At 72.4% G+C, this 25,787-nt stretch carries 23 protein-coding genes; 14 read left to right on the forward strand and 9 right to left on the reverse strand.

Features of this window, described 5'->3' with window-relative positions; genetic code table 11:
- Positions 1-123: 123 nt before the first annotated feature.
- Positions 124-1,167 carry an alpha/beta fold hydrolase gene (locus ACWGIS_RS10980; RefSeq protein ID WP_453362085.1) on the forward strand — a complete coding sequence of 348 codons (1,044 nt, stop codon included), beginning with the start codon at positions 124-126 and terminating at the stop codon, positions 1,165-1,167.
- A gap of 195 nt (positions 1,168-1,362) precedes the next feature.
- Here the strand turns inward: ACWGIS_RS10980 and ACWGIS_RS10985 are convergent, their stop codons facing one another.
- The 3 genes from ACWGIS_RS10985 to ACWGIS_RS10995 are packed head-to-tail and all read right to left on the reverse strand — an operon-like array spanning position 1,363 to position 3,839.
- On the reverse strand, positions 1,363-2,595 hold the full coding sequence (locus ACWGIS_RS10985; RefSeq protein ID WP_453362086.1) for an MAB_1171c family putative transporter: 1,233 nt from the start codon (positions 2,593-2,595) through the stop codon (positions 1,363-1,365).
- Between the two features lie 24 nt (positions 2,596-2,619).
- Positions 2,620-3,150, reverse strand: a complete 531-nt coding sequence (locus ACWGIS_RS10990; protein ID WP_453362218.1) for a toxin-antitoxin system, toxin component — start codon at positions 3,148-3,150, stop codon at positions 2,620-2,622.
- Between the two features lie 32 nt (positions 3,151-3,182).
- Positions 3,183-3,839, reverse strand: a complete 657-nt coding sequence (locus tag ACWGIS_RS10995; RefSeq protein ID WP_453362087.1) for a helix-turn-helix domain-containing protein — start codon at positions 3,837-3,839, stop codon at positions 3,183-3,185.
- A gap of 221 nt (positions 3,840-4,060) precedes the next feature.
- On the opposite strand from ACWGIS_RS10995, the gene ACWGIS_RS11000 reads away from it, so the two are divergent.
- The 8 genes from ACWGIS_RS11000 (at position 4,061) to ACWGIS_RS11035 (ending at position 13,939) form a co-directional block, all read left to right on the forward strand.
- Positions 4,061-4,717, forward strand: coding sequence for an MmyB family transcriptional regulator (locus ACWGIS_RS11000; RefSeq protein ID WP_453362088.1), 657 nt, complete (start codon positions 4,061-4,063; stop codon positions 4,715-4,717).
- Positions 4,718-5,153: 436 nt separating this feature from the next.
- Positions 5,154-6,152 carry a LacI family DNA-binding transcriptional regulator gene (locus tag ACWGIS_RS11005; protein ID WP_355787902.1) on the forward strand — a complete coding sequence of 333 codons (999 nt, stop codon included), beginning with the start codon at positions 5,154-5,156 and terminating at the stop codon, positions 6,150-6,152.
- A 558-nt stretch (positions 6,153-6,710) separates the two neighbouring features.
- Positions 6,711-8,063, forward strand: coding sequence for an ABC transporter substrate-binding protein (locus tag ACWGIS_RS11010; protein ID WP_453362089.1), 1,353 nt, complete (start codon positions 6,711-6,713; stop codon positions 8,061-8,063).
- 8 nt (positions 8,064-8,071) lie between these two features.
- Positions 8,072-9,040, forward strand: a complete 969-nt coding sequence (locus ACWGIS_RS11015; protein WP_453362090.1) for a carbohydrate ABC transporter permease — start codon at positions 8,072-8,074, stop codon at positions 9,038-9,040.
- Positions 9,037-9,912, forward strand: coding sequence for a carbohydrate ABC transporter permease (locus ACWGIS_RS11020; RefSeq protein WP_453362091.1), 876 nt, complete (start codon positions 9,037-9,039; stop codon positions 9,910-9,912). The genes ACWGIS_RS11015 and ACWGIS_RS11020 overlap by 4 nt, the downstream gene beginning before the upstream one ends.
- A gap of 38 nt (positions 9,913-9,950) precedes the next feature.
- Positions 9,951-11,561 carry a glycoside hydrolase family 13 protein gene (locus tag ACWGIS_RS11025; RefSeq protein ID WP_453362092.1) on the forward strand — a complete coding sequence of 537 codons (1,611 nt, stop codon included), beginning with the start codon at positions 9,951-9,953 and terminating at the stop codon, positions 11,559-11,561.
- Between the two features lie 66 nt (positions 11,562-11,627).
- On the forward strand, positions 11,628-13,796 hold the full coding sequence (locus ACWGIS_RS11030; RefSeq protein WP_453362093.1) for a discoidin domain-containing protein: 2,169 nt from the start codon (positions 11,628-11,630) through the stop codon (positions 13,794-13,796).
- Positions 13,793-13,939, forward strand: a complete 147-nt coding sequence (locus tag ACWGIS_RS11035) for a hypothetical protein (protein WP_453362094.1) — start codon at positions 13,793-13,795, stop codon at positions 13,937-13,939. The genes ACWGIS_RS11030 and ACWGIS_RS11035 overlap by 4 nt, the downstream gene beginning before the upstream one ends.
- A 13-nt stretch (positions 13,940-13,952) precedes the next feature.
- On the opposite strand, the gene ACWGIS_RS11040 is transcribed toward ACWGIS_RS11035, so the two are convergent.
- From ACWGIS_RS11040 to ACWGIS_RS11050, 3 genes are read right to left on the reverse strand one after another with little or no spacing between them, the layout of a single operon-like run.
- Positions 13,953-14,891 (reverse strand): PDR/VanB family oxidoreductase, encoded by a 939-nt coding sequence (locus ACWGIS_RS11040; protein WP_453362095.1) that lies wholly within the window; start codon positions 14,889-14,891, stop codon positions 13,953-13,955.
- The gene (locus ACWGIS_RS11045) at positions 14,891-15,064 is read right to left on the reverse strand and encodes a hypothetical protein (RefSeq protein ID WP_453362096.1); all 174 of its coding nucleotides are present in this window, start codon (positions 15,062-15,064) and stop codon (positions 14,891-14,893) included. Before ACWGIS_RS11045 ends, ACWGIS_RS11040 begins: the two co-directional genes overlap by 1 nt.
- Positions 15,061-16,125, reverse strand: a complete 1,065-nt coding sequence (locus ACWGIS_RS11050) for an aromatic ring-hydroxylating dioxygenase subunit alpha (RefSeq protein ID WP_453362097.1) — start codon at positions 16,123-16,125, stop codon at positions 15,061-15,063. Before ACWGIS_RS11050 ends, ACWGIS_RS11045 begins: the two co-directional genes overlap by 4 nt.
- A 301-nt stretch (positions 16,126-16,426) precedes the next feature.
- On the opposite strand from ACWGIS_RS11050, the gene ACWGIS_RS11055 reads away from it, so the two are divergent.
- The 4 genes from ACWGIS_RS11055 (at position 16,427) to ACWGIS_RS11070 (ending at position 21,911) form a co-directional block, all read left to right on the forward strand.
- Entirely contained in the window at positions 16,427-17,344 is a 918-nt protein-coding gene (locus ACWGIS_RS11055; protein WP_453362098.1) for a DUF6891 domain-containing protein, read from the forward strand.
- A 252-nt stretch (positions 17,345-17,596) separates the two neighbouring features.
- On the forward strand, positions 17,597-18,580 hold the full coding sequence (locus tag ACWGIS_RS11060; RefSeq protein WP_453362099.1) for a pyridoxal-phosphate dependent enzyme: 984 nt from the start codon (positions 17,597-17,599) through the stop codon (positions 18,578-18,580).
- Between the two features lie 351 nt (positions 18,581-18,931).
- Entirely contained in the window at positions 18,932-20,983 is a 2,052-nt protein-coding gene (locus ACWGIS_RS11065) for a phosphocholine-specific phospholipase C (protein WP_453362100.1), read from the forward strand.
- Positions 20,984-21,035: 52 nt separating this feature from the next.
- Complete coding sequence (locus tag ACWGIS_RS11070; protein WP_453362101.1) at positions 21,036-21,911, forward strand: phospholipid scramblase-related protein; 876 nt, start codon at positions 21,036-21,038, stop codon at positions 21,909-21,911.
- An 85-nt stretch (positions 21,912-21,996) separates the two neighbouring features.
- On the opposite strand, the gene ACWGIS_RS11075 is transcribed toward ACWGIS_RS11070, so the two are convergent.
- Together ACWGIS_RS11075 and ACWGIS_RS11080 are read right to left on the reverse strand one after the other, a co-directional pair.
- Entirely contained in the window at positions 21,997-22,941 is a 945-nt protein-coding gene (locus ACWGIS_RS11075) for a DMT family transporter (protein WP_453362102.1), read from the reverse strand.
- The gene (locus ACWGIS_RS11080; protein ID WP_453362103.1) at positions 22,938-23,810 is read right to left on the reverse strand and encodes a phosphatase PAP2 family protein; all 873 of its coding nucleotides are present in this window, start codon (positions 23,808-23,810) and stop codon (positions 22,938-22,940) included. The genes ACWGIS_RS11075 and ACWGIS_RS11080 overlap by 4 nt, the downstream gene beginning before the upstream one ends.
- Before the next feature lie 247 nt (positions 23,811-24,057).
- Between ACWGIS_RS11080 and ACWGIS_RS11085 the strand changes: the two genes are divergently transcribed.
- Entirely contained in the window at positions 24,058-24,669 is a 612-nt protein-coding gene (locus tag ACWGIS_RS11085) for a TetR/AcrR family transcriptional regulator (RefSeq protein ID WP_453362104.1), read from the forward strand.
- 156 nt (positions 24,670-24,825) lie between these two features.
- Here ACWGIS_RS11085 and ACWGIS_RS11090 read toward each other — a convergent pair whose 3' ends face one another.
- Positions 24,826-25,776, reverse strand: a complete 951-nt coding sequence (locus tag ACWGIS_RS11090; protein WP_453362105.1) for a DUF2510 domain-containing protein — start codon at positions 25,774-25,776, stop codon at positions 24,826-24,828.
- Positions 25,777-25,787: the final 11 nt, after the last annotated feature.

Here is a 25,787-nt window from a genome sequence, read left to right on the forward strand (position 1 = left end):
GGAGGTTCGCCCGCTTAGCGGAGGTGAAACCTCCTTGAAATCCCCTGTCTTACAGGGGTCCTAGGCTGGAGAGCGGAGCTGGGGGCCGACCGCCGGACGGTCCCGGAGAACGGGAGGCGAGCCGTGGCCGACGTACCGCCCCGCCGCCCGCGCCGCAGCCATCGGCTGCGCTCGGTGGGCGACGCGGACCTGAGACTGCGCCACAAGGTCGTGCACGGCTACCGCCGCGCCTACCGGCTGGCGGGACAGGGTCCGGCGCTCGTCCTGATCCACGGCATCGGAGACTCGTCGGCGACGTGGACGGAGCTGATCCCCGACCTCGCGCGCACCCACACGGTCGTCGCCCCCGACCTGCTCGGCCACGGCTCCTCGGACAAGCCGCGGGCCGACTACTCGGTGGCCGCGTACGCGAACGGCCTGCGGGACCTGCTCACCTCGCTCGACATCGAGTCCGCCACCCTGATGGGGCACTCGCTGGGCGGCGGGGTGGCCATGCAGTTCGCCTACCAGTTCCCCGAGCGCACCGAACGGCTGATCCTGGTCAGCGCGGGCGGGGTCGGCCGGGAGGTGAACCCCGTACTGCGGGCGGTCTCCCTGCCGGGCGCCCATCTCGCGCTCGCCGCGCTGCGGCTGCCCGGCATGCGCCTCCAAGTGGGCCTGTTCGCGCAGCTGATGAAGGTGCTCGACACCGATTTGGGCCAGGACGCGCGCGAGTTGCTGACGCTCGTGGACGCGCTGCCCGACGCGACCTCCCGCAGCGCCTTCATCCGCACACTGCGTGCCGTGGTCGACTGGCGCGGGCAGGCGGTCACCATGCTCGACCGCTGCTATCTGACCGAGGGCATGCCGACGTTGCTGCTGTGGGGCGACCGGGACGGCGTCGTACCGGTGCGGCACGCGTACGGCGCGCACGAGGCGATGCCGGGCAGCCGCCTGGAGATCTTCGAGGGCGCCGGCCACTTCCCCTTCCACAGCGATCCCGCACGCTTCGTCTCCCTCGTCGAGGAGTTCACCGGCACGACCCGGCCGGCCGACTGGAGCCGTGAGCACTGGCGGGACCTGCTGCGCGCGGGCCGTCCCGGCAGCGCCGCGGGCCACCCCGACACGGCCCGCAACCGCTTGGTGGAACGCGGCCTCAAGGACGCGAGCGAACGCAGCGCGACCTGAGCCGCCGGTTCCCGTCCCCGCGCGAGCCGGGACCGCCGGCCGCACGCCCCGGACCCCGTTCGAGTCGGCCGGGACGGACCGCCGGTCATGGTCCGCGCCGGACCTCGTTCTGGACGGCCGGGACGGACCGCCGGTCACGGTCCGTGCCGGATCCCGTTCGGGTCGGCCGGGACGGACCGCCGGTCGCAGTCGGCCTCATCCGGGCGGCAGACCCCGGCGGGCCCGCTCGCGGGGGTCCGGGTCCGGTTTCGCCGCGGCCCGCTCCCGGGCGGCGGCGACGACGGGGGAGCGGCGCAGCGCGACGGACATCCGTACCAGGTCGCGGGGGCCCTCGGCGCCGCCGGCCGTCGGCTCGGCGCCGCCGGTCGCGGCCGAGCTGATGACCCTGCCCTCCGGGTCGGCCGCCCGGGCCCGCACGGCCGCCGTCACCATCGCCGCGTCGGCCTCGGCCCGTGCCTGCGCGGCCTCCGCGCCCGCCGCGAGGGCCGCCGCGTGGGCGCGGGAACGCACCTCGGGGTCGAAGTAGGGGTACAGACCGAGCATGCCGTCGTGGATGTCGGACTCCCGCTGCGTGACCTGGAGTTCGGCGGGGGACCACCAGGCGATCCGCACCGCCCGGTCCCCGCCCGCCGCCACCGCGTTCAGCTCGCGCCACAGCGGCCCGAGCCGCCGGTACGTCGACCAGGTGCCCCACACGTCCCCGACGCGCCGCCCCGCCAGCGGCAGGCAGAAGCCGACCGCGCTCAGCTGCGCCCCGAGGGAGGCCAGCGCCGGCGCCACGTACGTGCTCAGGGAGTCCAGGTCGCCGCCGTTCCAGCGGGCGACCACGGCGGTCAGCTTGGCGGCCGCGTACGGCACGTTGCACAGGAAGCCCGCGGCGATCGTGACCAGCCCGGCCCGCAGCCAGCCGTGCACCTGGAGCGCCCAGCGCCAGCACATGACGTTCATCGCGACGCCCGCGACGGTCAGCGCCACCAGGTAGAGCACGATCATCTCGCGGACGAAGGGCGTGTTCGCGTAGTAGGTGTCGAAGTCCCGCAGCCGCTCCTCGGGGGTGTCCCCGAGCGCGAACAGGACGACGAGGGCGACGCTCACCAGTGTGTAGCCGCCGGTCCAGCGCCGGGAGACACGGCGGGTCGACTCGGCCGGCCCGCCACGCCAGTTGACGATCAGCACGAGACAGGAGGCGCTGAACGCGCTCAGCAGGCAGTAGACGAGCGGCGCCGAGACGTTCGCCACGCCGGTGATCTCGTTGACCTCGGCGATGGTCGGCGGCGCGGCGAACAGGAAGACCAGTGCGGCCAGTGCGAGGAGCACGCCCACCGACCGCAGCAGCGGGTCGCGCCAGCCGCGCAGCAGGGCGGGCGCCTTCAGGGCGAGGGCGAGGCCCATGGCGACGGCGGGGATGTAGTAGCTGGATGCGTCCACGGGCGTCGGCGTCTTCCGGTGCGGTCAGGCGTGTGGCCCGCGGCAGCCCAGCGAGGCCTCGATGCGGCCCGCCAGGTCGTCGCGCCGCACGGGACCGCGCAGGGCCGAACCGGCTAGCCAGCGGCGGCACTTGCTGGCGAGCAGCAGGCCGAAGCTCTCGGCGTCCTTCTCGTCGCCGAGGTCGAACCGCGTGCGGGCGGCCACCTTGAGCACCGTGTCCTGGAGGTCCGCCTCGTCCGAGAGCAGCCGGGCCGCGACGGCGGCGCCCTCGACGTGGTGGCTGCAGTGCCCGGCCTTCATGTGCCACAGCTCGTGCCCGAGGATCACCAACTGGTGGTCGGGGGCGGTGCGTTGCTCGATGACGACGAGGTCCTGGTCGGCCATGTCGAGCCACAGTCCGCTGGCGGTGCCGGGCGGGAAGGCGGCCGTGCGGTACTGGACGGGCCGGCCGCGGCGCCGGCTCATCGCACCGCACAGGGCGGCGTACAGATCGGCGGGCTCCGCCGGGGCCGGGAGTGAGAGTTCCGCGACCAGCTCGCCGCACAGGCGGCGCATCTCCCTGCCAATGCCCACTCTCGTCCCCCGGATCACGACTCGGGCCGCTTGACGCTTTCCAGGAGCATGTCCAGCCATTCCGCGACCTTGTCCCGGTGCTGGTCCGTGGGCAGCTGTGCGGCCCGCCAGGCGATACCGCGGACACCGTGGTCCTGCAGCAGGCGCTCCAGCGGGTCGTCGGCCGCGAGGGCCGCCGCCCGCTCACGGTCGGCGAGCTGCTGGAGGAGTTCCTGCTCGCAGCGCTGGAGGGCGCTCGCGAGCGCCTCGGGGTCCTCGGCCGTCAGGAATCCGGCGTGCACGCGGAAGAAGCGTTGGATCGCGTCGCAGTGCTCCATCGTGGGGCGCCGGTCGCCGTTGATCAGGGCTCCCGCCTGCTGGCGCGACATCCCGGCGCCGTCGGCGATCTCCTGCTGGGTGTACTTGCGTCCGTTGGGCTTGAGGCGGGTGCGGCGCAGCAGGTCGAAGCGCTGGAGGAAGCGCGTCTGAAGATCGGGCTCCCCGGCGGGCCGGCCGCTCAGCAGCGCCTTGACCACCGGTTCGGAGACGCCGGACTCGGCCGACAGCCGGCGCACGTCGAAGATCTCGCCGTGCGGTACGCCGAGCCGGTCGGCGAGTGCGGTGACCCGGGCCACGACGGCCGGCAGCAGAACCGTCGCCGTGGCGCCCGGAACCTCGAAGCCATCCGTCACCGACAGTTCTCCTACGTCTCTCTCAGGTCTCTCACAAGATACTCAGGAACCAACCGGAGAGTAGCCGCATGTTCGAACCCGCATCCAGGTCTCGCCACAACTGTGGCGAGATTCAGCCGTCAACAGGCGCCAAATGCCACGATAGTTGACACGACTCCGGTCAGGGCACCAGGATCAGGGCGCCGCGTGAAGGCCGCATAGGCAAGAGGGGTGACCTCCCGATGGCGTACCAGGCAGGAGGGCAGCGGTCACAGCCGCGGCCCGTCCCCGAGAGTCTCGAGGCTCAGGCGTATCTCCAGGACTACGCCACGCTGCTCGAGGCGCTCCCCTACCCGTCGGTCGTGTTCGACCACCGGTGGGACGTCGTCCTGTCCAACGCCGCGTTCGAGACACTTTTCCGCGGGGTCGGCCCGCATCCGACGGCCATGCCGGGCGACAACTTCCTGCGGTTCGTCCTGTTCCACCCCGACGCGGGCACGGTGCTCGGCGAGCACGAGTCGAGCTGGTGCCTGCCGATGCTGGCGCACTTCGCGGCCGCCGTGGAGCGGCACGGCCAGGACCGCGGCCTGCAGTCGATCCGCCGGGACATCGCCCAGGACCCCCTCATGGAGGCCGCCTACCGGCAGGGGCTGCCGCACTGGATCCGCGCGGTGGGCCCGGAGGGCGTGGAGCAGGACGGCGCCGTGCGTCCGCTCGTGCACCCCGACCCGCGCTGGGGCCGCACCGACTGTCGGATCATCGGCGAGACCCCCAAGACCCTTCAGGGCATGGGCTATACGCGGATGACCCTCGTCCTGCGCGAGACGCGCCGCCCGCCGTCCGCCCCGCACAGGACCCGCCCGGCCCGCCACGGAGCCGCGCACCTGCGGGTCGTCTAGCGGCGCCCGCCCCTGTTCCGCTGTTCGGTGAGGGGTGCAGCGCGGACGTGCCATGGCGCGCACCGCTTCCTCGATAGTGACGCCGTCTCGTTCGTTCATGCTCCCGCCGCTCCCGCCGCTCCCGCCGCTCCCGCCGATCGGCGACCTGCGTGAGCGCTCCCCGACGAGACGGCCCTCCGGGCGGTGATGATCCGCCACTCAGGTATGGCGGAGGCCAGTCGGACGAGCCCGACTCCCACCGGACGCGCGGCCCGCCCGCCGGTGACCGCACGCCTGTGCGCGATGCCGGATCGGCAGCCCCGGCCGGCCCGACGCAAGCCGCCCGAAGGGCCGACGCAAGCCGTTCGGCGAAGGGGAGACCGCACCCCGGCCGGGGTGCGAACGACTTCACGGAGCAGCGCAAGTCGTTTGCATGGCTTGCGCTATTCTTGCGCGCATGACGCGACGACTTGCTCAGGTGGCGAAGAAGGTCGGGGTCAGCGAGGCGACGGTCAGCCGGGTGCTCAACGGCAAGCCGGGAGTCTCCGACGCCACCCGGCAGGCGGTGCTCTCCGCGCTCGACGTGCTCGGCTACGAGCGCCCCACGCAGCTGCGCGGGGAGCGGGCGCGGCTGGTGGGCCTCGTCCTGCCCGAACTCCAGAACCCGATCTTCCCGGCGTTCGCCGAGGTCATCGGCGGGGCCCTCGCGCAGCTCGGCCTCACGCCGGTCCTGTGCACGCAGACCAAGGGCGGCGTCTCCGAGGCCGACTACGTCGAGCTGCTGCTCCAGCAGCAGGTGTCCGGCGTCGTCTTCGCGGGCGGTCTCTACGCGCAGGCCGACGCGCCGCACGACCACTACCGCCGGCTCGCCGACCGCAAGATCCCGGTCGTCCTGGTCAACGCGTCCATCGAGCACCTCGGCTTCCCCGGCGTCTCGTGCGACGACGCCGTCGCCACCGAGCAGGCCTGGCGCCACCTGGCCTCACTGGGGCACGAGCGGATCGGCCTGGTGCTGGGCCCCGCCGACCACATGCCCTCGCAGCGCAAGCTGGCGGCGGCCCGCGCGTTCGGCGCCGACCTGCCCGACGAGCACATCGCCCGCGCGATGTTCTCCCTGGAGGGCGGGCAGGCGGCGGCCGCGCGGCTGCTGGACCGGGGGGTCACCGGCATCATCTGCGCCAGCGACCCGCTCGCGCTGGGTGCGGTGCGGGCCGCGCGCCGCAAGGGACTCGCCGTCCCCTCGCAGGTCTCGGTCGTCGGCTACGACGACTCCGCGTTCATGAACTGCACCGAGCCTCCGCTGACCACCGTGCGCCAGCCCATCGAGGCCATGGGGCGCGCGGCCGTCGAGCTGCTGAACGCCCAGATCGGCGGCAGCTCCGTCCCCGCCGAGGAGCTGCTGTTCGAACCGGAGCTGGTGGTTCGCGGGTCGACCGCGCAGCCGCCGCGCGACTGACGGGGAGAACCCGGTTCCCGCCGTACGGAGGGCCGGTGAACGACGCGGAAGCCCACGGTGGGACGGCTCGCGAACGACGCGGAGGCCCCCGGTGGGACCGGCTTGCGACCGACGCGAAGACCCTCGCCGTGCGGCCGGCCCGGAGTGACCCGGGACTGACCCGGGGGCCGACGCGCGGTCACCCCGTGAGTGACGGGGAGTGCCAAGGGCCGGTCCCGTACCGACGGTGACTCGGTCGGCCACCCGGACGCGACATCTCCACCGGCGCGGAGCGCGCCTGTCCGCCCCGCGGAAGCGGGCCGGCGTCCCGCGCCCGCGGCCGTGCGGTGTCCGACGGCGCCGGTGCGCCCCGCAGCGCAAACGCCGCACCGGCCTGGGGCTCTTTCGTGCAAGCGTGACGCCACGGAGATCCACGTCGCTGTCAAATAATTACAGATTCTGCGCGACATATTGCGGACCGATGTCGGTGGTGCTTGAGTTTGCGGCGCCAGACACGGCCGCGCACCGCCCGGTGTGCCGCCGTGGGCCTTCCATGCGCCTGCCCAAAGGGGTCCACCGATGAGAAGCACCGGGTTCCGCCGTACCTGTACCGCACTCGTGGCCTCGGCCCTCACGCTCACCGCCGTGAGCGCCTGCGGTTCCGACGACGACAACGCCGCGGGCGGCAAGACCCGCATCACGGTCAACTGCATGCCGCCCAAGAGCGCCAAGGTCGACCGCTCGTTCTTCGAGGCCGACATCAAGGCCTTCGAGAAGCAGAACCCGGACATCGACGTCGTCGCCCATGACGCCTTCCCGTGCCAGGACCCCAAGACCTTCGACGCCAAACTCGCCGGCGGTCAGATGGAGGACGTCTTCTACACGTACTTCACCGACGCCCGGCACGTCGTCGACATCAACCAGGCCGCCGACCTGACGCCGTACGTGAAGGACCTCAAGAGCTACGACACCATCCAGCAGCAGCTGCGCGACATCTACACCGTCGACGGCAAGGTCTACGGCATCCCGCGCACCGGCTACTCGATGGGCCTCATCTACAACAGGAAGCTCTTCGAGAAGGCGGGCCTCGACCCCGACAAGCCCCCGGCGACCTGGGAGGAACTGCGCGCCGCCGCCAAGAGGATAGCCGGGCTCGGCGACGGCACCGTGGGCTACGCCGACTACAGCGCCCAGAACCAGGGCGGCTGGCACTTCACCGCCGAGATGTACTCCCAGGGCGGGAACGTGGTCAGCGAGGACGGCAAGAAGGCCACCGTCGACACCCCCGAGGGCAAGGCCGTCCTGCAGAACCTCAAGGACATGCGCTGGAGCGACGACTCCATGGGCAGCAAGCAGCTCCTCGTCATCAACGACGTCCAGCAGCTGATGGGTTCGGGCAAGCTCGGCATGTACCTCTCCGCGCCGGACAACATCCCGATCCTGGTGAAGGAGAAGGGCGGCAACTACAAGGACTTGGCGCTCGCCCCGATGCCCGGCGGCAAGGGCACGCTCATCGGCGGCGACGGCTACATGTTCAACAAGAAGGACACCCCGGCGCAGATCAAGGCCGGCCTCAAGTGGCTCGACCACATGTTCCTGACGCCCGGCGACGGCTTCCTCGGCGACTACGCCCGCGCCAAGAAGAACGACGCCCCGGTCGGCCTGCCCGAGCCGCGGCTGTTCACCGGCGCCGCAGACGCCAAGGACCAGGAGGTCAAGAAGGCCAACGCCAATGTGCCGGTGGAGAACTACCAGGCGTTCCTCGACGGCAACCAGAGCCTGGAGATGAAGATCGAGCCGCCGCAGGCCCAGCAGATCTACTCCGTCCTGGACGGCGCCGTCTCCGCGGTGCTCACCAAGAAGGACGCCGACATCGACAAGCTGCTCAAGGACGCCTCCGGCAAGATCGACTCCATCCTGGCCCGAGGCTGACCCCGTACATGAAGACCGCATCGAAGCCCCTCGTCCCGCCTCCGGCCGCCACCGGCGTGCCGGAGGCGGCGCGGCCGGCCGGGCGCCGGACGGGGAGTCCGTGGCGCCGGCGCCTGGCCGACCAGTCGCGCGCTTACGCCTTCCTGACCGGCGGGCTGCTCTGCTTCGCGCTGTTCTCCTGGTACCCGGCGGTCCGCGCCGTCGTGATCGCCTTCCAGAAGTACACCCCGGGAGCCGGCGCCGAGTGGGTCGGCACCGCCAACTTCACCCGGGTCTTCCACGACCCGGAGTTCTCGGCCGCCTGGCGCAACACCCTCACCTTCACCCTGCTCGCCCTGCTCATCGGCTTCGCCGTCCCCTTCGTGATGGCGCTGGTCCTCAACGAACTCCGGCACGCCAAAGCCTTCTTCAGGGTCGTCGTCTACCTGCCGGTGATGATCCCGCCCGTGGTCAGCGCGCTCCTGTGGAAGTGGTTCTACGACCCCGGGGCGGGCCTCGCCAACGAGGCGCTGCGCTTCCTGCACCTGCCGACCTCGAACTGGTCCAACGGCGCCGACACCGCGCTCGTCTCCCTCGTGATCGTCGCCACCTGGGCCAACATGGGCGGCACCGTCCTGATCTACCTGGCCGCGCTCCAGGGCATCCCGGGAGAGCTGTACGAGGCCGCCGAACTCGACGGCGCCAATCTGCTCCAGCGCGTCCGGCACGTGACGATCCCGCAGACCCGCTTCATCATCCTCATGCTGATGCTGCTGCAGATCATCGCCACGATGCAGATCTTCACCGAACCCTTCGTGATCACGGGCGGCGGCCCCGAGAACGCGACCGTCACCGTGCTGTACCTGATCTACAAGTACGCCTTCCTCTACAACGACTTCGGCGGCGCCTGCGCGCTCAGCGTGATGCTGCTCGTCCTGCTCGCCGTGTTCTCCGCCGTGTATCTGAGGCTGACCCGCTCGGGAGGCGAGGACTCATGAGCACCCGCACGCTGGTCTCGCCCCTCACCCTCGCCCGCCCCCGCGGCCGGGCCGTCTACTGGACCGTCTTCACCGGCGTGGTCCTGCTGTTCGCGGTCGCCTTCCTCTTCCCCGTGTACTGGATGGTGTCCGGCGCGATGAAGTCGCCGGACGAGGTGGTGCGCACCCCGCCGACCCTCGTGCCCGAGCACTGGAGCCTGACCGGGTACACCGACGCCTGGGACCTGATGGACCTGCCCACGCACCTGTGGAACACGGTCGTCCAGGCGACCGGCGCCTGGATCCTCCAGCTCGTGTTCTGCACGGCCGCCGCCTACGCGCTGTCCAAGCTGAAGCCGGCCTTCGGCAACGTGATCCTCGGCGGCATCCTCGCCACCCTGATGGTCCCGGCCCAGGCCCTGGTCGTACCGAAGTACCTCACGGTCGCCGACCTGCCGCTGATCCACACCAGCCTGCTCAACGACCCGCTCGGCATCTGGCTGCCCGCCGTGGCCAACGCCTTCAACCTCTATCTGCTCAAGCGCTTCTTCGACCAGATCCCGCGCGACGTCCTGGAGGCCGCCGAGATCGACGGCGCGGGCCGGCTGCGCACCCTGTGGTCGATCGTGCTGCCCATGTCCCGGCCGGTGCTGGGCGTCGTGTCGATCTTCGCGCTGGTGGCGGTCTGGCAGGACTTCCTCTGGCCGCTGATGGTCTTCTCCGACACCGACAAGCAGCCCATCAGCGTGGCCCTCGTCCAGCTCTCGCAGAACATCCCGCTGACCGTCCTCATCGCCTCCATGGTGATCGCCAGCATCCCCATGGTCCTGATGTTCCTGGTGTTCCAGCGGCACATCATCGCCGGTATCAGCGCGGGCAGCACCAAGGGCTGACGCCACCCCCCGTACGGCTTCACAGAAAGGTAGGCACAGTGGGACAGCCTTCCCCTGCCCGCACGCAGGACGAGTGGTGGCGCTCCGCCGTCATCTACCAGGTGTACGTCCGCAGCTTCGCGGACGGCGACGGCGACGGCACCGGCGACCTCGCGGGCGTCCGCGCCAGACTCCCGTACCTCGCCGAACTCGGCGTGGACGCCCTCTGGTTCAACCCCTGGTACCTGTCACCCCTGGCCGACGGCGGCTACGACGTCGCCGACTACCGGGTCATCGACCCCGCCTTCGGCACCCTCGCGGACGCCGAGAAACTCATCGCGGAAGCCCGCGAACTGGGTATCCGCACCCTCGTCGACATCGTGCCCAACCACGTCTCCGACCAGCACCCCTGGTTCCGCGCCGCCCTCGCGGCGGGACCCGGCAGCCCGGAGCGGGAGCTGTTCCACTTCCGGCCCGGACGCGGCGAGCACGGTGAACTCCCGCCCAACGACTGGCCGTCGCAGTTCGCGGGCTCCGCCGAACCCGTGTGGACCCGGCTGCCCGACGGCGACTGGTACCTCCACCTGTTCACCCCTGAGCAGCCCGACCTCAACTGGGCACACCCGGCCGTCCGGCAGGAGCACGAGGACGTGCTGCGCTTCTGGTTCGAGCGCGGTGTGGCGGGCGTCCGGATCGACTCGGCGGCGCTGCTCGCCAAGGACCCGGAGCTGCCCGACTTCGTCGAGGGCCGCGATCCGCACCCGTACGTCGACCGCGACGAACTCCACGACATCTACCGCTCGTGGCGGGCCGTCGCCGACGCGTACGACGGCATCTTCGTCGGCGAGGTGTGGCTGCCCGACACCGAACGCTTCGCCCGCTACCTGCGCCCCGACGAACTGCACACCGCCTTCAACTTCTCCTTCCTGTCCTGCCCCTGGGACGCCGGGCGGCTGCGCACCTCGATCGACGAGACCCTCGCCGAGCACGCACCGGTCGGCGCGCCCGCCACCTGGGTGCTGTGCAACCACGACGTGACCCGCACGGTGACCCGCTACGGCCGCGCGGACACCGGCTTCGACTTCACGGCCAAAGCCTTCGGCACGCCCACCGACCTCGCCCTCGGCAGCCGGCGCGCCCGTGCCGCCGCCCTGCTCTCCCTGGCCCTTCCCGGCGCCGTCTACGTCTACCAGGGCGAGGAACTCGGCCTGCCCGAGGCCGAGATACCGCGCGAGCACATCCAGGACCCGATGCACCACCGCTCCGGCGGGACCGACCCCGGCCGCGACGGCTGCCGCGTGCCGCTGCCGTGGCTCGCCGACGCGCCGCACGCCGGGTTCGGCGGGGACCCCTGGCTCCCGCAGCCCGCGAACTGGCCCGCGTACGCGGCCGACCGCCAGGCCCGGGACCCCGACTCCATGCTGAGTCTCTACCGCGAGGCGCTCCGCGTCCGCCGCACCCGGCCCGGCCTCGGCGACGGCCCGCTCACCTGGCTGCCCGCACCCGACGGCGTCCTCGCCTTCGCCCGCGGCGACGACACGCTCTGCGTGGTCAACCTCTCGGACCGACCGGCCCGACTCCCCCCGCACGGCGAGTTGCTGCTCGCCAGCGGCGCCCTGGACACCGACGGGCGCCTGCCCCGCGACACGGCGGCCTGGCTGCGCGCCTGACACCGCGGCCCGGCCGCCGCACCACCCCGCTGTCCCGGCACCCCCCCACCACGAAAGGGATCAGCCATGTCCAGACCTGTCAGGCGCGTGTCGACCACGGCGGCCGTCGCCGTCGCCCTCGCCGCCGGCCTGCTCGGCGCCGGACCGGCGCATCCGGCGGCCTCCGCCGCAGGCGCCGACCTGCCCTTCACCTCGGTCGAGGCCGAGTCCGCCACCTCCACCGGCACCCGGATCGGCCCCGATTACACCCAGGGGACCCTCGCCTCCGAGGCGTCCGGGCGCCAGGCCGTCCGCCTGGCCACGGGGCAGCGCGTCGAGTTCACCGTGCCGCGCGCCGCCAACGCCGTGAACGTCGCCTACAGCGTGCCCGACGGCCAGTCCGGCACCCTCGACGTCTACGTCAACGGCACCAAGCTCGCCAAGCCGCTCACCGTCACCTCCAAGTACTCCTACGTCGACACCTCCTGGATCGCGGGCGCCAGGACCCACCACTTCTACGACAACGCCCGGCTGCTCCTCGGCCGCGACGTGGCCGCCGGCGACAAGGTCGCCCTCCAGGCCGTCTCCACCCAGGTCACCGTGGACGTCGCCGACTTCGAGCAGGTGGCCGCCGCCGCCGGCCGGCCCGCGGGATCGGTGTCCGTCACCGACAAGGGCGCCGACCCCGGCGGCCAGGGCGACTCGACCCAGGCCTTCCGGGACGCGATCTCCGCCGCCCGGGGCGGAGTCGTCTGGATCCCGCCGGGCGACTACCGCGTCACGTCCTCCCTCAGCGGCGTCGCGAACGTCACCCTCCAGGGCGCCGGCAACTGGCACTCCGTCGTCCACACCTCGCGCTTCATCGACCAGACCGGCTCCTCCGGAAACGTCCGCATCAAGGACTTCGCGGTCGTCGGCGAGGTCACCGAGCGCGTCGACTCCACCCCGGACAACTTCGTCAACGGCTCGCTCGGGCCGAACTCCGGCGTCTCCGGGATGTGGATCCAGCACCTGAAGGTCGGCCTCTGGCTGACCGGCAACAACGACAACCTCGTCGTCGAGAACAACCGCATCCTCGACACCACGGCCGACGGCCTCAACCTCAACGGGAACGCGCGCGGCGTCCGCGTCCGCAACAACTTCCTGCGCAACAACGGCGACGACGCGCTCGCCATGTGGTCCCTCAACGCGCCGGACACCGACAGCAGCTTCGAGAACAACACCGTCACCCAGCCGAACCTCGCCAACGGCATCGCCGTCTACGGCGGCACCGACATCGCCGTGAAGAACAATCTCGTCTCCGACACCAACGCCCTCGGCAGCGGCATCGCGATCTCCAACCAGAAGTTCCTCGACCCCTTCTCCCCGCTCGCCGGAACCATCACGGTCTCCGGGAACACCCTCGTGCGCACCGGTGCGATGAACCCCAACTGGGGCCACCCGATGGGCGCGCTGCGCGTCGACGCCTACGACAGCGCGATCGAGGCGCGTGTCGACATCACGGGGACCACCATCACCGACAGCCCCTACAGCGCCTTCGAGTTCGTCTCGGGCGGCGGCCGGGGCCTCGCCACCAGGAACATCACGGTGGACGGTGCCACGGTGAGCAAGGTCGGCACGGTCGTGGTCCAGGCCGAGACGCCCGGCGCGGCCCGGTTCAGCAACGTACGGGCGTCCGGGGTCGGCGCGGCGGGGATCTACAACTGCCCCTACCCGAGCGGCTCGGGCACCTTCACCCTCACCGACGGCGGCGGCAACTCCGGCTGGAGCAGCACCTGGTCGAACTGCTCCGCCTGGCCGCAGCCCGGCTCCGGGAACCCGGACCCCGACCCGGCCCGCAACCTCGCGAAGGGCCGCCCGGCCACCGCGAGCGGCTCGCAGGACGTCTACACACCGGGCAAGGCCGTCGACGGTGACGCCACCACCTACTGGGAGTCCGCCAACAACGCCTTTCCGCAGAGCTGGACGGTCGACCTCGGCTCGGCGCAGGGCGTCCGCCGGGCGGTGCTGAAGCTGCCCCCGGCGGCGGCCTGGCAGGCGCGCACCCAGACCCTGTCCGTCCAGGGCAGCACCGACGGCTCCGCATACGCGACCGTGGTCGCGCCTCAGGACTACCGCTTCGACCCCGCGAGCGGGAACACGGTGACCGTGAGCCTGCCCAGCGGCACGAATCTGCGGTACCTGCGGCTGCACGTGACCGCCAACACCGGCTGGCCCGCCGCCCAGTTCAGTGAGGTGGAGGCATATCTGTCGTGATCTTCGCGGACGCCCCGCGCGCCGCCCGGGCCTGCCCGTACACCGGGGTCCGCGGCTCGGCGAAGCGCGGGGCGCCCCGCGCGGGCGACCGGTCGCGCCGGATTCCGCTGCCGCCGCTGCCCGCGGCGGCAGCCCGCGTGTAGGCGTACTTCCCCGTCACAGGTCGAGCACGAGCCGCTTCCCGCGACACCGGGACACGCAGACGAGCATGGTCTCGCCCGCCGCCCGCTCCTCCTCCGTGAGGACCGAGTCGCGGTGGTCGGGGACGCCCTCCAGGACGTCCGTCTCGCAGGTCCCGCAGGTGCCCTCGATGCAGGAGTGGAGCACCTCGACACCGGCGGCCAGCACGGTGTCCAGGACGGACACGCCCGCGGGGACGGTCAGGGTACGGCCGCTGCGCTCCAGGACGACCTCGAACGCACCGTCCGCGCCCGCCTCCTCCGGGACCTTCGGCCGGAAGCGCTCGACGCGCAGTCGCGCGGCCGGGCACAGCTCCTCCACCGCGTCCAGCAGTGGACCCGGCCCGCAGCAGTAGACGAGGGTCCCGTCGGGCGGACCGGCGAGTTCGGCGGTGAGGTCGAGCAGCCCCGACTCGTCCTGCGGGGCGATCCGGACGCGGTCGCCGTACCGGGCCAGTTCGCCGGTGAACGCCATGGACGCGCGTGTCCGGCCGCCGTACAGCAGGGTCCACTCGGCGCCCGCCGTCCCGGCGGCGGCCAGCATCGGGAGGATCGGGGTGATGCCGATTCCGCCGGCGACGAAGCGGTAGCGGGGTGCGGGTTCGAGGGCGAAGTGGTTGCGCGGGCCGCGGACCCGCACCCGGTCCCCCTCGCCGAGCCGGGTGTGCACGTGGTCGGAGCCGCCGCGCCCGTCCTGCTCGCGCAGCACCGCGATCCGCCAGCCGTGCCGGTCCGCCGGATCGCCGCACAGGGAGTACTGCCGCTCCAGTCCGGGGCCGAGCACCACGTCGATGTGGGCGCCCGGCTGCCAGGCGGGGAGTTCTCCGCCGTCCGCCCGGCGCAGCGTCAGGGCGAGGACGCCGTCGGCCGCGGACTCCCGCCGGGCGACGACGAGTTCGGTCTCGTACGGGGTCATCAGCCGTGTCCTCGGAGTGTGAGTGTGTGTCCTTCGGGGTGGGCGAGCATCCACTCCCACATCTCGACGGGGTCCTGGGAGGTGTGCTCGGCGCCGCAGTGGCAGGTGCCGTGCAGCAGGTCGGTGCCGGGGAGCCAGTCGACGCGGTAGACCTCGCCGGCCGGGGACGTCACTGGACGCGCTCCACGGGCTTGTCGCCCTCCTCGACCAGCCGGGCGAGGATGCGCCGGGCGGCGAGACCGCCGGTGTCGATGTTGATGCTGAGTTCCTGGTAGCCGGCCCGCTCCGAACCCAGCGCCCGCTGGAGCAGGTTGAGCGCGTCCACGTCCTGCATGACGACCTTGTGGTTGAAGTCCCGCAGGAACGAGGTGACTTCGTCGTCGTCACGCGCGAAGTCGCGGGACACCGCCCAGAAGTCGTAGACGTGACCGTCGCCCGACGGCGTGATCGCGTACGTGATCTCGGTGTGGAAGCCGTTCGGGTCGCTGCCGTCCGCATCTGGCAGCACCCCGGCCGGAGCGATCCGGCTGTGCAGCAGATACAGGCAGGGCGCGTGGTACTCGATGTCCTGCCAGCGGGTGATGCGGCCCTCGATGCCGGTCGAACGGGCGTAGAACGGCGGGCACTCGGCGTCGTCCATGTGCCGGCTGACCCGGACGATCCCGGCGCCCTCGTCGACCTCGGTCCTGATGGGTGTCTCCGCCACCTCGGGCGTGCCGATGTAGCCGCCGTGCAGATAGGTCTCGTGGGAGAGGTCGAGCAGGTTGTCGACGAGGAGGCCGTAGTCGGCGTCGATCGGCTCCATGCCGCGGACGGTGACCCAGTCCGGGTCGGCGAGATGCGTCGCCCGGGGGATCGTCAGCGGGTCGGCGAGGGCCGGGTCGCCGATCCAGACCCAGACCAGGGAGTCCTGCTCGACCAGCGGGTAGGCGGCGACCCGGGCGGTGCGCGGGATGCGCTTCTGGCCCGGCACGTACACGCAGGCGCCCGTCGTGTCGTACGTGAAGCCGTGGTAGCCGCACACGATCCTGTCGCCGTCGAGGCGGCTCTCCGAGAGCGGGAAGCGGCGGTGCACGCACCGGTCGGCCAGCGCGACGGCCGTCCCGTCGTCCTCGGTGCGGTAGAGGACGAGCGGCTCGCCCAGGACCGTCCGCCCGAGCAACTCCCGCCCCACCTCCTCGGAGTAGGCGACGACGTACCACTGGTTCCTGGCGAAGGCGGTGGTGTGCGGCATCTTTGCGGCTCCCGTGTCTCGTGGTGGTGGCATCGTCGGGGAGGGCGTCACGGGGCCGCAACGGCGCTTCCGTCTCGCGGAAGGCGTGCTGAGACCGACTGGTCAGGACGTGCGACAGCCGGGTGCGGGGCGTGTCCCCGGTTGGCCCCGAAGCCCGGTGGGCCGGATGCCGGGGCGCGGCCGGTTCCCCGGGCGGTCCCGAGGCGCCGTGTGCCGGACGCCGGTAGTCCACTGTCAGTGCCGTGTGCCGTGTGCCGGTTGCCGGGGGTCCGTTGTCAGTGCCGTGTGCCAGAGTCTGCGCATGATCGAGATCGTGGTGCGGACGGAGGGCGCGCGGCGGCACGTCCGCGTGTCCGCGGAGGAACTGGCCGGGCTCGTCCGGCGCATCGGCGGGGACGGCGACCGGTTCCTGGTGCTCCAGCGCATACCCGACCTGCCGGACGTCTTCGCCCAGGTCTGGCACGAGGACGGCGGCGACTACACGGTGGAGCACCGCGACGGCGCCGCCGACCGGCACTTCCAGGCCGCCGTCGGCCGCGCCGAGGACGTGATCGCGGTGCTGACCGGCTGGGCCCGTCGGCAGCCCGGGTGGGACGCCGGTCCGGCGTGGTCGCCGCTGGACATGGGACCCGAGCGCGAGGTGCCGCCGCTCGGCCTGGACGCGGACGAGCGCGCGGAACTGGAGCGGCGCGTCCGCGAGGTGCTGGTCGGCGGCTACGCCACCCGCGCCGAACTGGCGGAGACCGCCGAGGAGTTCCTGGCCGGACCGGACCGCAGGCCCGTGTCGCGCGCGCAGGCCGAGGCGCTGGCCGACCGGATGTGGCTGGAGCGGGTGGCGGAGCAGGCGTCCTGGGAGGGCGAGACCGACCCCGAGCGGCTCACCCGTGCCTTCACCGCCCTCCAGGACGCCGGCATCACCGCCCGCGAGAACTTCACGTGCTGCCGCACCTGCGGCCAGTCCGAGATAGGCGCCGAGGGGCCGCGCGACGCCCGCGGGTTCGTCTACTTCCACTCCCAGTGCACGGATTCCGCGGCGGCCGGCCAGGGCCTCATGCTCCTCTACGGCGGCTTCGACGGATCGCCGGAGACCACCGCGGCCGTCGGGCACGAGATCGTGGCGGCCCTGGACGCGGTCGGTCTGCCCGCCGCCTGGGACCGCGACCCGGGCCGCGCCATCACCGTGACGCCCTTGGACTGGCGCCGCCGCCTGGTCGGTTGAGGCGCGTTCCCCGCCGGGCGGCGCGTGCCGGGTCCCCGGTCTCGGGACCTGTGCTGACCGGGCTCCCGGGGCCGCCGGTTGCCGTGGCGGCGCGGGCGGCGGCGCCGCTTTCGCGGAGCGGGCGGGCGGAGCGGCATGATGGGCCGGTGCCCCGTTCCTCCCCGCCGCAACCGCACCGGCCGGCCACCCGCGGGTGTGCGAGCGCGGGCCCCCGCACAGCCTGTTCAGGCCAAGTACAGCGAAAGGCCGGCCATGACCGCCAGCGACAGTGGACCCACCACCGCTCCCCGGGTGCTTCTCGGCACCTGGCCGACACCGTTGGAGGCGGCACCGCGACTGGCCGCGCACCTCGGCCTCGGCCCCGACGACCTCTGGCTCAAGCGCGACGACCTGAGCGGGCTGGGGGGCGGTGGCAACAAGGTGCGCAAGCTGGAGTTCAGCTGCGGCCAGGCCGTCGGCCGAGGGGCGACCGTCCTGGTGGCCAGCGGTGGTGCGCAGAGCAACTTCGCGCGGCTGACGGCCGCCGCGAGCCGCCGGCTGGGGCTGAAGGCGGTGCTGGTCCTGCGCGGCGACGGCCCGCAGGGCAGGACCGGGAACCTCAGCCTCGACGGTCTGCTGGGGGCGAAGGTCGTGTGGGCCGGGGACGTCGACGCCGCCGGCCTGGACCGGGCCGTGGCGGACACCGCCGCCGGACTGACCGCACAGGGCGAGCGGGTCGAGGTGCTGCCCTTCGGCGGGAGCGACCGGAACGGGGCGCTCGGCTACCTCGAAGGCGGCCGTGAACTGCGCGGGCAACTGCCGGACGTGGAGCACGTGGTCGTCGCGGGCGGCTCGGGCGGCACCATGGCGGGGATGGTCGCCGCACTGGGCGCGGACCGGGTCCTCGGCGTGGACGTCGGCGCCGTCCAGGACCTCGGCGCCCGCGTCGCCGCCCTGGCGGGCGAGGTGTCGGACGGCGCCGTCGACGCGTCGGCGCTGCGCCTGCGCCACGACCAGGTCGGCGACGGTTACGGACTTCTCACGCCCGCGGCCTCCTCCGCGTTGCGAGCGGCGGCGCTGTGCGAGGGCGTGATCCTGGACCCGGTCTACACCGCCAAGGCCCTGGCCGGCCTCGCGGCGGCCGTCGCGGACGGCGACATCCGGCCGGGCCGGCGCACCGTGTTCGTGCACACCGGGGGACTTCCGGGCCTGTTCGGGCACGACGTCGCCGCGGAACTGGCGGAGCGGACGGCCTGACCGACGGCCCGCCGGCCGCGGACGTGACCGGGCGGGCGGCGGGCCCTGCCTACGGCCGCACGGTCGGGCCGGTCACCGGGAGCACGGAGTGTCCGGCCCGCTCGTCATGCCCCGTGTGCCGCGTCCGCGGGCTCACGGCAGCCCCCTGGGCGATGCTCACGGGGCAGGCCGCGACCCCCTTGCGAGGCCCCGAATTCCCCTGGCCGAAACCGTTGGCCGCACGTACCGCTGTCTTTCACGTGGATGCCACGCGACCCTTCCCCGACGTTTGGTGCTCTTGGAACACTCCATTCGCGCACGTTCCCCCAGCACCCGGCATCCGCGCCCCGTCAGGACAGAGGTCACCCACCCATGCCCCCAGTGAATCGGCGTCGCTTCCTCCAACTCGCGGGCGGCACAGCGGCCTTCACCGCGCTGTCCGACAGCATCGCCAAGGCCGCCTCGATACCCGCCGGGCATCGCAGCGGCACGATCGCCGACGTCGAGCACATCGTCGTCCTGATGCAGGAGAACCGTTCCTTCGACCACTACTTCGGTTCGCTGCGAGGCGTCCGCGGCTTCGGGGACCCGCGGGTGGCCACCACGACGGGCAAGAAGCCGGTCTGGTACCAGTCGGACGGCACCAAGGACGTGCTGCCCTTCCGTCCCGACGCCGACGACCTGGGCCTCCAGTTCATCCAGGACCTCCCGCACGGCTGGAACGACGGACAAGCCGCCTTCAACAAGGGCAAGTACGACAAGTGGGTGCCCAACAAGTCGTCCACGACGATGGCGTACCTGACGCGCGAGGACATCCCGTTCCACTACGCCCTCGCCGACTCCTTCACCGTCTGCGACGCGTACCACTGCTCGTTCATCGGCTCCACCGACCCGAACCGCTACTACATGTGGACGGGTTACACCGGCAACGACGGCAAGGGCGGCGGCCCGGTCCTCGGCAACGACGAGGTCGGCTACGACTGGACGACGTACCCCGAACGCCTGGAGAAGGCCGGGGTCTCCTGGAAGATCTACCAGGACGTCGGCGACGGACTGGACGCCAACGGCTCCTGGGGCTGGATCCAGGACGCCTACCGCGGCAACTACGGCGACAACTCGCTGCTGTACTTCAACCAGTACCGCAACGCCGAGCCCGGCGACCCGCTCTACGACAAGGCCCGCACCGGCACCGACGCCCGCAGGGGCGAGGGGTTCTTCGACCAGCTGAGGGCGGACGTCAAGGGCGGCAAGCTGCCGCAGATCTCCTGGATCGTGGCACCCGAGGCGTTCACCGAGCACCCCAACTGGCCCGCGAACTACGGCGCCTGGTACATCTCCCAGGTCCTGGACGCCCTCACCTCCGACCCCGAGGTGTGGAGCAGGACCGCGCTGTTCATCACGTACGACGAGAACGACGGCTTCTTCGACCACGTCGTGCCGCCGTTCCCGCCGCAGAACGCCGGCCAGGGCAAGTCCACGGTCGACGTCGGCCCGGACCTCTACCAGGGGGACACGCGCCACACCGCGGGACCGTACGGGCTCGGCCAGCGCGTGCCGATGATCGTCGTCTCGCCCTGGAGCAAGGGCGGTTACGTCTGCTCCGAGACCCTCGACCACACGTCGATCATCCGCTTCATGGAGTGCCGCTTCGGGGTGCACGAGCCCAACATCTCGCCCTGGCGGCGCACGGTCTGCGGCGACCTCAGCTCGGCGTTCGACTTCTCCCGCAAGGACGTCCGTCCCGTCGCGCTGCCGGACACCGACGGCTACGAGCCGCCGGACAACCAGCGTCACCCCGACTACGTGCCCACGCCGCCCGCACACCCCGTCCTGCCGAAGCAGGAGCGCGGTTCCCGGCCGGCCCGCCCGCTCCGGTACGCGCCGCTGGTGGACGGTTCGCTGGACGCGGCCACCGGGAAGTTCACCCTCGCCTTCGCCTCGGGCGCCAAGGCGGGCGCCGCCTTCCTCGTCACCTCGGGCAACCGCACCGACGGGCCCTGGAGTTACACCACCGAGGCCGGCAAGACGGTCTCGGACACCTGGAACTCGGCGTACTCCGGCGGTTCCTACGACCTCACGGTGCACGGGCCGAACGGTTTCCTGCGCACCTTCCGGGGGCCCGCCGGCGCCGCTGGACCCGAGGTGACCGCGCGGCACGCGGGGGACGACCTGGAGCTCACCCTCACCAACAAGGGCTCCAAGGCGGTGACTCTGCGGCTCGGCGACGGCTACGGCGGCAAGGCGCGGACGTTCCGCGTGCGGGCCGGCGCGACCGTCAGGCACACCGTCGACCTGCGGGCGAGCAGGCGCTGGTACGACGTGAGCGTCACGTCCGAGGCGGATCCGGCGTATCTGCGCCACTTCGCCGGACATGTCGAGAACGGCCGGCCGGGCGTCAGCGACCCCGCTCTCGTGACCGCCTGATGGTTACCCGGCCGCCCGTTCCTTTCCGCGCCGAGCGAGGTAGTGTGCCCCGGTGACCACGCATTCGAACACTCCTGCAGGTTGGTACCCGGACCCCCAGGGGGCGGCCCAGACGCTGCGTTACTGGGACGGCTCCCAGTGGACCCAGCACACCAACGCCGACCAGCAGGGCCAGAGCACGCCGCAGATCCCGCAGCAGGCGCAGGCGGCTCCGCAGCAGCAGCAGGGGTACGGTCAGCCGGCCCAGCAGCCCGTCGCGGGTCCCGACCCGCGCGTGCAGAACCAGGTGCGGCAGCAGGCCGGGGTGGCCGGCGGCGGCGCCGGGGGCGGCACCCTGTTCACCGAGCCGGTCCTGGTGGTGAACCAGAAGGCCAAGCTGATCGAGCTGACCAACGAGTACAAGGTCATGGACCAGCAGGGCAACCAGCTCGGCTCGGTCGTCCAGGTCGGCCAGAACATGCTGAAGAAGATCCTCCGGTTCGTCTCCAGCCTCGACCAGTTCATGACGCACAAGCTGGAGATCCGCGACGCCTACGGTCAGCCGCAGTTGCTGCTGACCCGGCCCCGCAAGTTCCTGAAGTCGCGGGTGCTGGTGGCGCGTCCGGACGGACAGCCCGTCGGCGAGATCGTGCAGCAGAACATGATCGGGAAGATCAACTTCGCGATCAACGCCAACGGTCAGCAGATCGGCGCGATCAAGGCGGAGAACTGGCGCGCCTGGAACTTCGCGATCGTCGACCACGCGGACAACGAGGTCGCCCGGATCACCAAGACCTGGGAAGGCCTCGCGAAGACGATGTTCACGACGGCCGACAACTACGTCCTCCAGATCCACTACCAGCTCCCCGAGCCCCTGCTGAGCCTCGTCGTGGCGACCGCCCTGACGGTCGACACGGCCCTGAAGCAGGACTCCCGCGGACTGGGATGACCCGCACGGTGATCCGACGGCGGCTGCGTGGACGCGATGCGTCCGGCAGCCGCCGTTCGGCGTTGACGGCGGAGTCCCGAGGCCGCTACAGCCGGGTGAGGTGGCGCCTCGCGCGACGGGGCGGCCGGGGCACGAGCGCGGGCTCGTACGCCGCCGATCCGGGCTCCAGCGCCAGCACCGCGGCGACGGGATGCTCGTCCTCCGGGACGGGCGCGGGTGCCGAACGCGACAGCGTCACCACACCCCAGGCCGCGACCGCGGCGCCCGCCCCGGCCAGCAGCACACCCGCCGCGCCGTACTGGAGCCGCTCGCCCAGCAGCGAGAGGCCGATGGCCGCGGCGGCGACCGGGTTGGCCAGTGTCACCACGGCCAGCGGCGCCCCGAGCCCGCCCCGGTAGGCGGTCTGCGACAGCAGCAGCCCCCCGGTCGCGAACGCGGCGACCAGCAGTGCCACCACCACGACCTCGACGCTGAGCAGCGGTCCCGTCCGGTCCGTCGCGGCGACGGTGACGGTCTGGGTGAGGGCGGACGCGACACCCGAGGCGAAGCCGGAGGCGCTCGCGTGCCGCAGGCCGGGCCGGGCGCCCCGCCGGGACAGCGCACCGATGACGACCGCCGTCGTGGCGGCCACGCCCAGCGCCTGGGGCACGCTCAGGATGTCGTCCGGCGCGGGGCCCGAGGCCGTGACGAGCAGGGCCGCGAGGCCGAGCAGGGTGAGCGCGGTGCCGCGCCACTCCGGCGCGCTGACCCGGCGTCCGGCCACCCGGGCGCCGAGCGGCACCGCCGCGACGAGGGTGAGCGCGCCGAGCGGCTGCACCAGCGTGAGCGGCCCGTACTTGAGGGCCGCGACGTGCAGCAGGGCGGCGGACGCGTTCAGCGTCACGGACCACCACCAGGCGCTGTTGCCGAACAGGCGCAGGACGCCGGTCCCCGCGGCCTTGGCGGCGAGACGCTCCTGGGCCACCGCCGCCGCGGCGTAGGCGACCGCGGAGAACAGCGACAGGACGACGGCGGTGAGAGTGGCGCTCATCGTCCGGCCCCCACGAGTTCCGGCACGGAGTCCGCCTTCCCGGGGCCGCCGAGGTGGCGGGAGCGGCCGGCGGTCGTCACCGTCCGGTGCGGGAGGTGGATCACGGCGAGGGCGACGCCGAGCAGGGCGGTGGCCGCGATGGCGTCGAGCCAGTAGTGGTTCGCCGTGCCGACGATCACCAGCAGCGTGAACAGCGGGTGCAGCAGCCACAGCAGGCGCCACCGGGACCGGGTCGCCACGATCAGGCCGACCGCGACCATCAGCGCCCAGCCGAAGTGCAGCGACGGCATCGCCGCGAACTGGTTCGCCATCGAGTCGGTCGCGGGCCGCGCCCCGTACACCGTCGGCCCGTACACCTGCCCGGTGTCGACGAGCCCCGCCTCGCCCAGCATCCGGGGCGGGGCGAGCGGGAACGCGAGGTGCAGCACGAGCGCGGCGGCGGTGACCGCGGCGAGGATCCGGCGGGCCCACACGTAGTGCGCCGGGCGCCGCAGGTACAGCCAGACCAGGAAGGCCGCGGTGGCCGGGAAGTGGACGGTCGCGTAGTAGGTGTTCGCGACGTGCACGAGCGTGTCGCCGTGCAGCAGGGCGTGCTGCACCGTGCCCTCGCCCGGCAGGTGCGCGGCGCGCTCCCAGTCCCAGACGCGGTGGGCGTTGCGGAAGGCCTCGGCGGTGTGGCCGTTCGCCAGCTGCCGGCCGGCCTTGTAGACGACGAACAGCCCGACGACGAGCAGCAGCTCGCGGACGAGCGGCGGGCGCGCGGAGGTGTCCCGCGGCGCGGGCCGTGCGGGAGTGTGCGGCGGACGCGGGCGCGTCCGTCCTACGGCCGCGTCCGGCGGCCGGTCTGCAGGCTCGGTCTGGGAATCCATCCCCCGGCCCCTTTGCTGACGGTCTTGCGTGGGGTGGTGCGTGGTGAGCCCAGGACAAGGCCCACTCGGGGGAGTGGGTCCTGTCCAGGACTCATCGATACGCCAGTGTACCGATACGACACTGTACCGATACGCCAGTGTACCGATACGTCGGCGTACCGATACGTCGGCGTACCGGTACACTGGCGTATCGATACACTGGACGAGCAGGTGCAGCGGACCCCCGACACGAGCGAGGAGAAGAGCCATGACGTCGCAGGCAGCGGAGGGACCGGAGACGGTCGCCGCCTCGCGCCGCTCCAAGATCACGCCCGAGCGTGAGCAGGAGTTCTACGACGCCGTGCTCGCCCAGATCCGCGAATGCGGGTACGAGGCGCTGACCATGGAGGGCGTGGCAGCCAGCGCGCGCTGCAGCAAGTCCACGCTCTACCGCCAGTGGAAGACCAAGCCCCAGTTCGTGGCGGCGGCGCTGCGGGCCAGCCGCTGTCCGCGGTTCCACGGGATCGACACCGGCTCGCTCGCCGGGGACCTGCGCGCGGCGGCGCGCACGGCGGGGGACCGCTCGGGCGACACCCAGCTGCTCCAGGCGCTCGGCCACGCCGTCATGCAGGACGAGGAGCTCCAGAAGGCGCTGCGCGACGCGCTCGTCGAGCCCGAGGTGGCCGAACTCAAGGAGATGATCGCCCGCGCCGTCGAGCGCGGCGAGATCGCCGCCGACCACCCGGCCCTGGAGTACATCCCGGCCCAGCTGCTGGGCGTCCTGCGGGTCCGTCCCGTCCTGGAGGGGCGGTACGCGGACGGGGACTACCTGGAGGGCTTCGTGGAGGCGGTCGTGATTCCGGCCCTCGGCCTGACCTGAGACCCAGGCCGCCGTCCGCGGGATGACCGGACGTCGGCCTGACCGCGCCGCACCGTGGGGACGGGGGCGGCGCGCACCCCGGCCGGGTGGGGTTCCTCTTGAGCGGAGAGGAGCCCCACCCGGCCGACTCGTGTGCGGGCGGGTCCTGCGCCCCGCCTACACCTTCTCGCCGCTGCCGCCGGTCGCCGCCTGCTTGATGCCCTCGGTCATCTCGTCGATGACGGCCGCCTTCGTACTGACGTCGACGCCGAAGCGCACGACGACCAGCTGCTCGGAGTTCGCCGGCGCGGGAAAGGCCAGGGACTGGACGTAGCCGTCGTCGCCCTTGCTCGTCACGACCTTCCAGCGGACCAGGTAGCCCTTCCGCCCTGCCACGGTGACCGCCTCGGAGGCCAGCTCCTCGTGCGAGGTGATCTTGCCGTAGGACGCGCCGCCGTAGGACTCCTCGGCGTTCTTGGAGATGTCCTCCTTGGCCGCCGCCTCGGGCGTGGTGGCCTTGAGCTTCAGGGCGAGCGCGGGCGCCGAGTACGCCCCGCCCTTGGTGCACTCCTTGGAGGTGTCGCCCGGGCACTTGTAGGAGTCGTCCGAGGTCACCGCGGCGCTCATCCCGCTCTGGCCGGTCCAGCCGTCGGGGACCGGGATCGCGATGCCGTTCAGCGCGTCGGTGGCGAAGCCGTCCTCCGTCGGCGGCCGCCCCGACGGGTCGGGCGACGGCGTCCGGCCGTCGGGACCGCCCGGGCCGCCGGGAGTGCCGTCCTCGGAGCCGCCCGTACCGCCCCGGTCGTCCTTCCCGCCCGGCACCCGGGGGCCGGCGCCGGTGGTCTCGCCGCCGTCGTCCTTCGTCAGCGCGTACACGCCGCCGCCTATGCCGGCGAGCACCGCGACCGCGACGGCGACGGCTATGCCCGTGCGCAGCCGGCGCCGGCCCGGTGCGCCCGGCGGGGCCCCGGCCCCCGGCGGGTACGCCGGGGGACCCCAGGGCGCGGCCGGCCCGGCGGCGCGGATCCGGTCCGTCCATGCGTTGCCGTCCCACCAGCGCTCGGTGGGCGGGCCGTCACTTGTCTGTCCCGGGTCGGGATACCAGCCGGGAGGAGTCGCCTGCGTCATGGTGCCCACCG

Source organism: Streptomyces sp. NPDC054842 (assembly GCF_053611025.1).

What these genes read in the sequence shown, in the direction of transcription:
- ACWGIS_RS10990 (WP_453362218.1), bottom strand. Translation starts at nt 3,150, where the DNA reads ATGCGCCGCCTGTGCGGCGAGCTGGTCGCGGAACTCTCACTCCCGGCC.
- ACWGIS_RS11000 (WP_453362088.1), top strand. Translation starts at nt 4,061, where the DNA reads ATGGCGTACCAGGCAGGAGGGCAGCGGTCACAGCCGCGGCCCGTCCCC.
- ACWGIS_RS11005 (WP_355787902.1), top strand. Translation starts at nt 5,154, where the DNA reads ATGACGCGACGACTTGCTCAGGTGGCGAAGAAGGTCGGGGTCAGCGAG.
- ACWGIS_RS11010 (WP_453362089.1), top strand. Translation starts at nt 6,711, where the DNA reads ATGAGAAGCACCGGGTTCCGCCGTACCTGTACCGCACTCGTGGCCTCG.
- ACWGIS_RS11015 (WP_453362090.1), top strand. Translation starts at nt 8,072, where the DNA reads ATGAAGACCGCATCGAAGCCCCTCGTCCCGCCTCCGGCCGCCACCGGC.
- ACWGIS_RS11020 (WP_453362091.1), top strand. Translation starts at nt 9,037, where the DNA reads ATGAGCACCCGCACGCTGGTCTCGCCCCTCACCCTCGCCCGCCCCCGC.
- ACWGIS_RS11030 (WP_453362093.1), top strand. Translation starts at nt 11,628, where the DNA reads ATGTCCAGACCTGTCAGGCGCGTGTCGACCACGGCGGCCGTCGCCGTC.
- ACWGIS_RS11040 (WP_453362095.1), bottom strand. Translation starts at nt 14,891, where the DNA reads ATGACCCCGTACGAGACCGAACTCGTCGTCGCCCGGCGGGAGTCCGCG.
- ACWGIS_RS11050 (WP_453362097.1), bottom strand. Translation starts at nt 16,125, where the DNA reads ATGCCGCACACCACCGCCTTCGCCAGGAACCAGTGGTACGTCGTCGCC.
- ACWGIS_RS11055 (WP_453362098.1), top strand. Translation starts at nt 16,427, where the DNA reads ATGATCGAGATCGTGGTGCGGACGGAGGGCGCGCGGCGGCACGTCCGC.
- ACWGIS_RS11060 (WP_453362099.1), top strand. Translation starts at nt 17,597, where the DNA reads ATGACCGCCAGCGACAGTGGACCCACCACCGCTCCCCGGGTGCTTCTC.
- ACWGIS_RS11065 (WP_453362100.1), top strand. Translation starts at nt 18,932, where the DNA reads ATGCCCCCAGTGAATCGGCGTCGCTTCCTCCAACTCGCGGGCGGCACA.
- ACWGIS_RS11075 (WP_453362102.1), bottom strand. Translation starts at nt 22,941, where the DNA reads ATGAGCGCCACTCTCACCGCCGTCGTCCTGTCGCTGTTCTCCGCGGTC.
- ACWGIS_RS11080 (WP_453362103.1), bottom strand. Translation starts at nt 23,810, where the DNA reads ATGGATTCCCAGACCGAGCCTGCAGACCGGCCGCCGGACGCGGCCGTA.
- ACWGIS_RS11085 (WP_453362104.1), top strand. Translation starts at nt 24,058, where the DNA reads ATGACGTCGCAGGCAGCGGAGGGACCGGAGACGGTCGCCGCCTCGCGC.
- ACWGIS_RS11090 (WP_453362105.1), bottom strand. Translation starts at nt 25,776, where the DNA reads ATGACGCAGGCGACTCCTCCCGGCTGGTATCCCGACCCGGGACAGACA.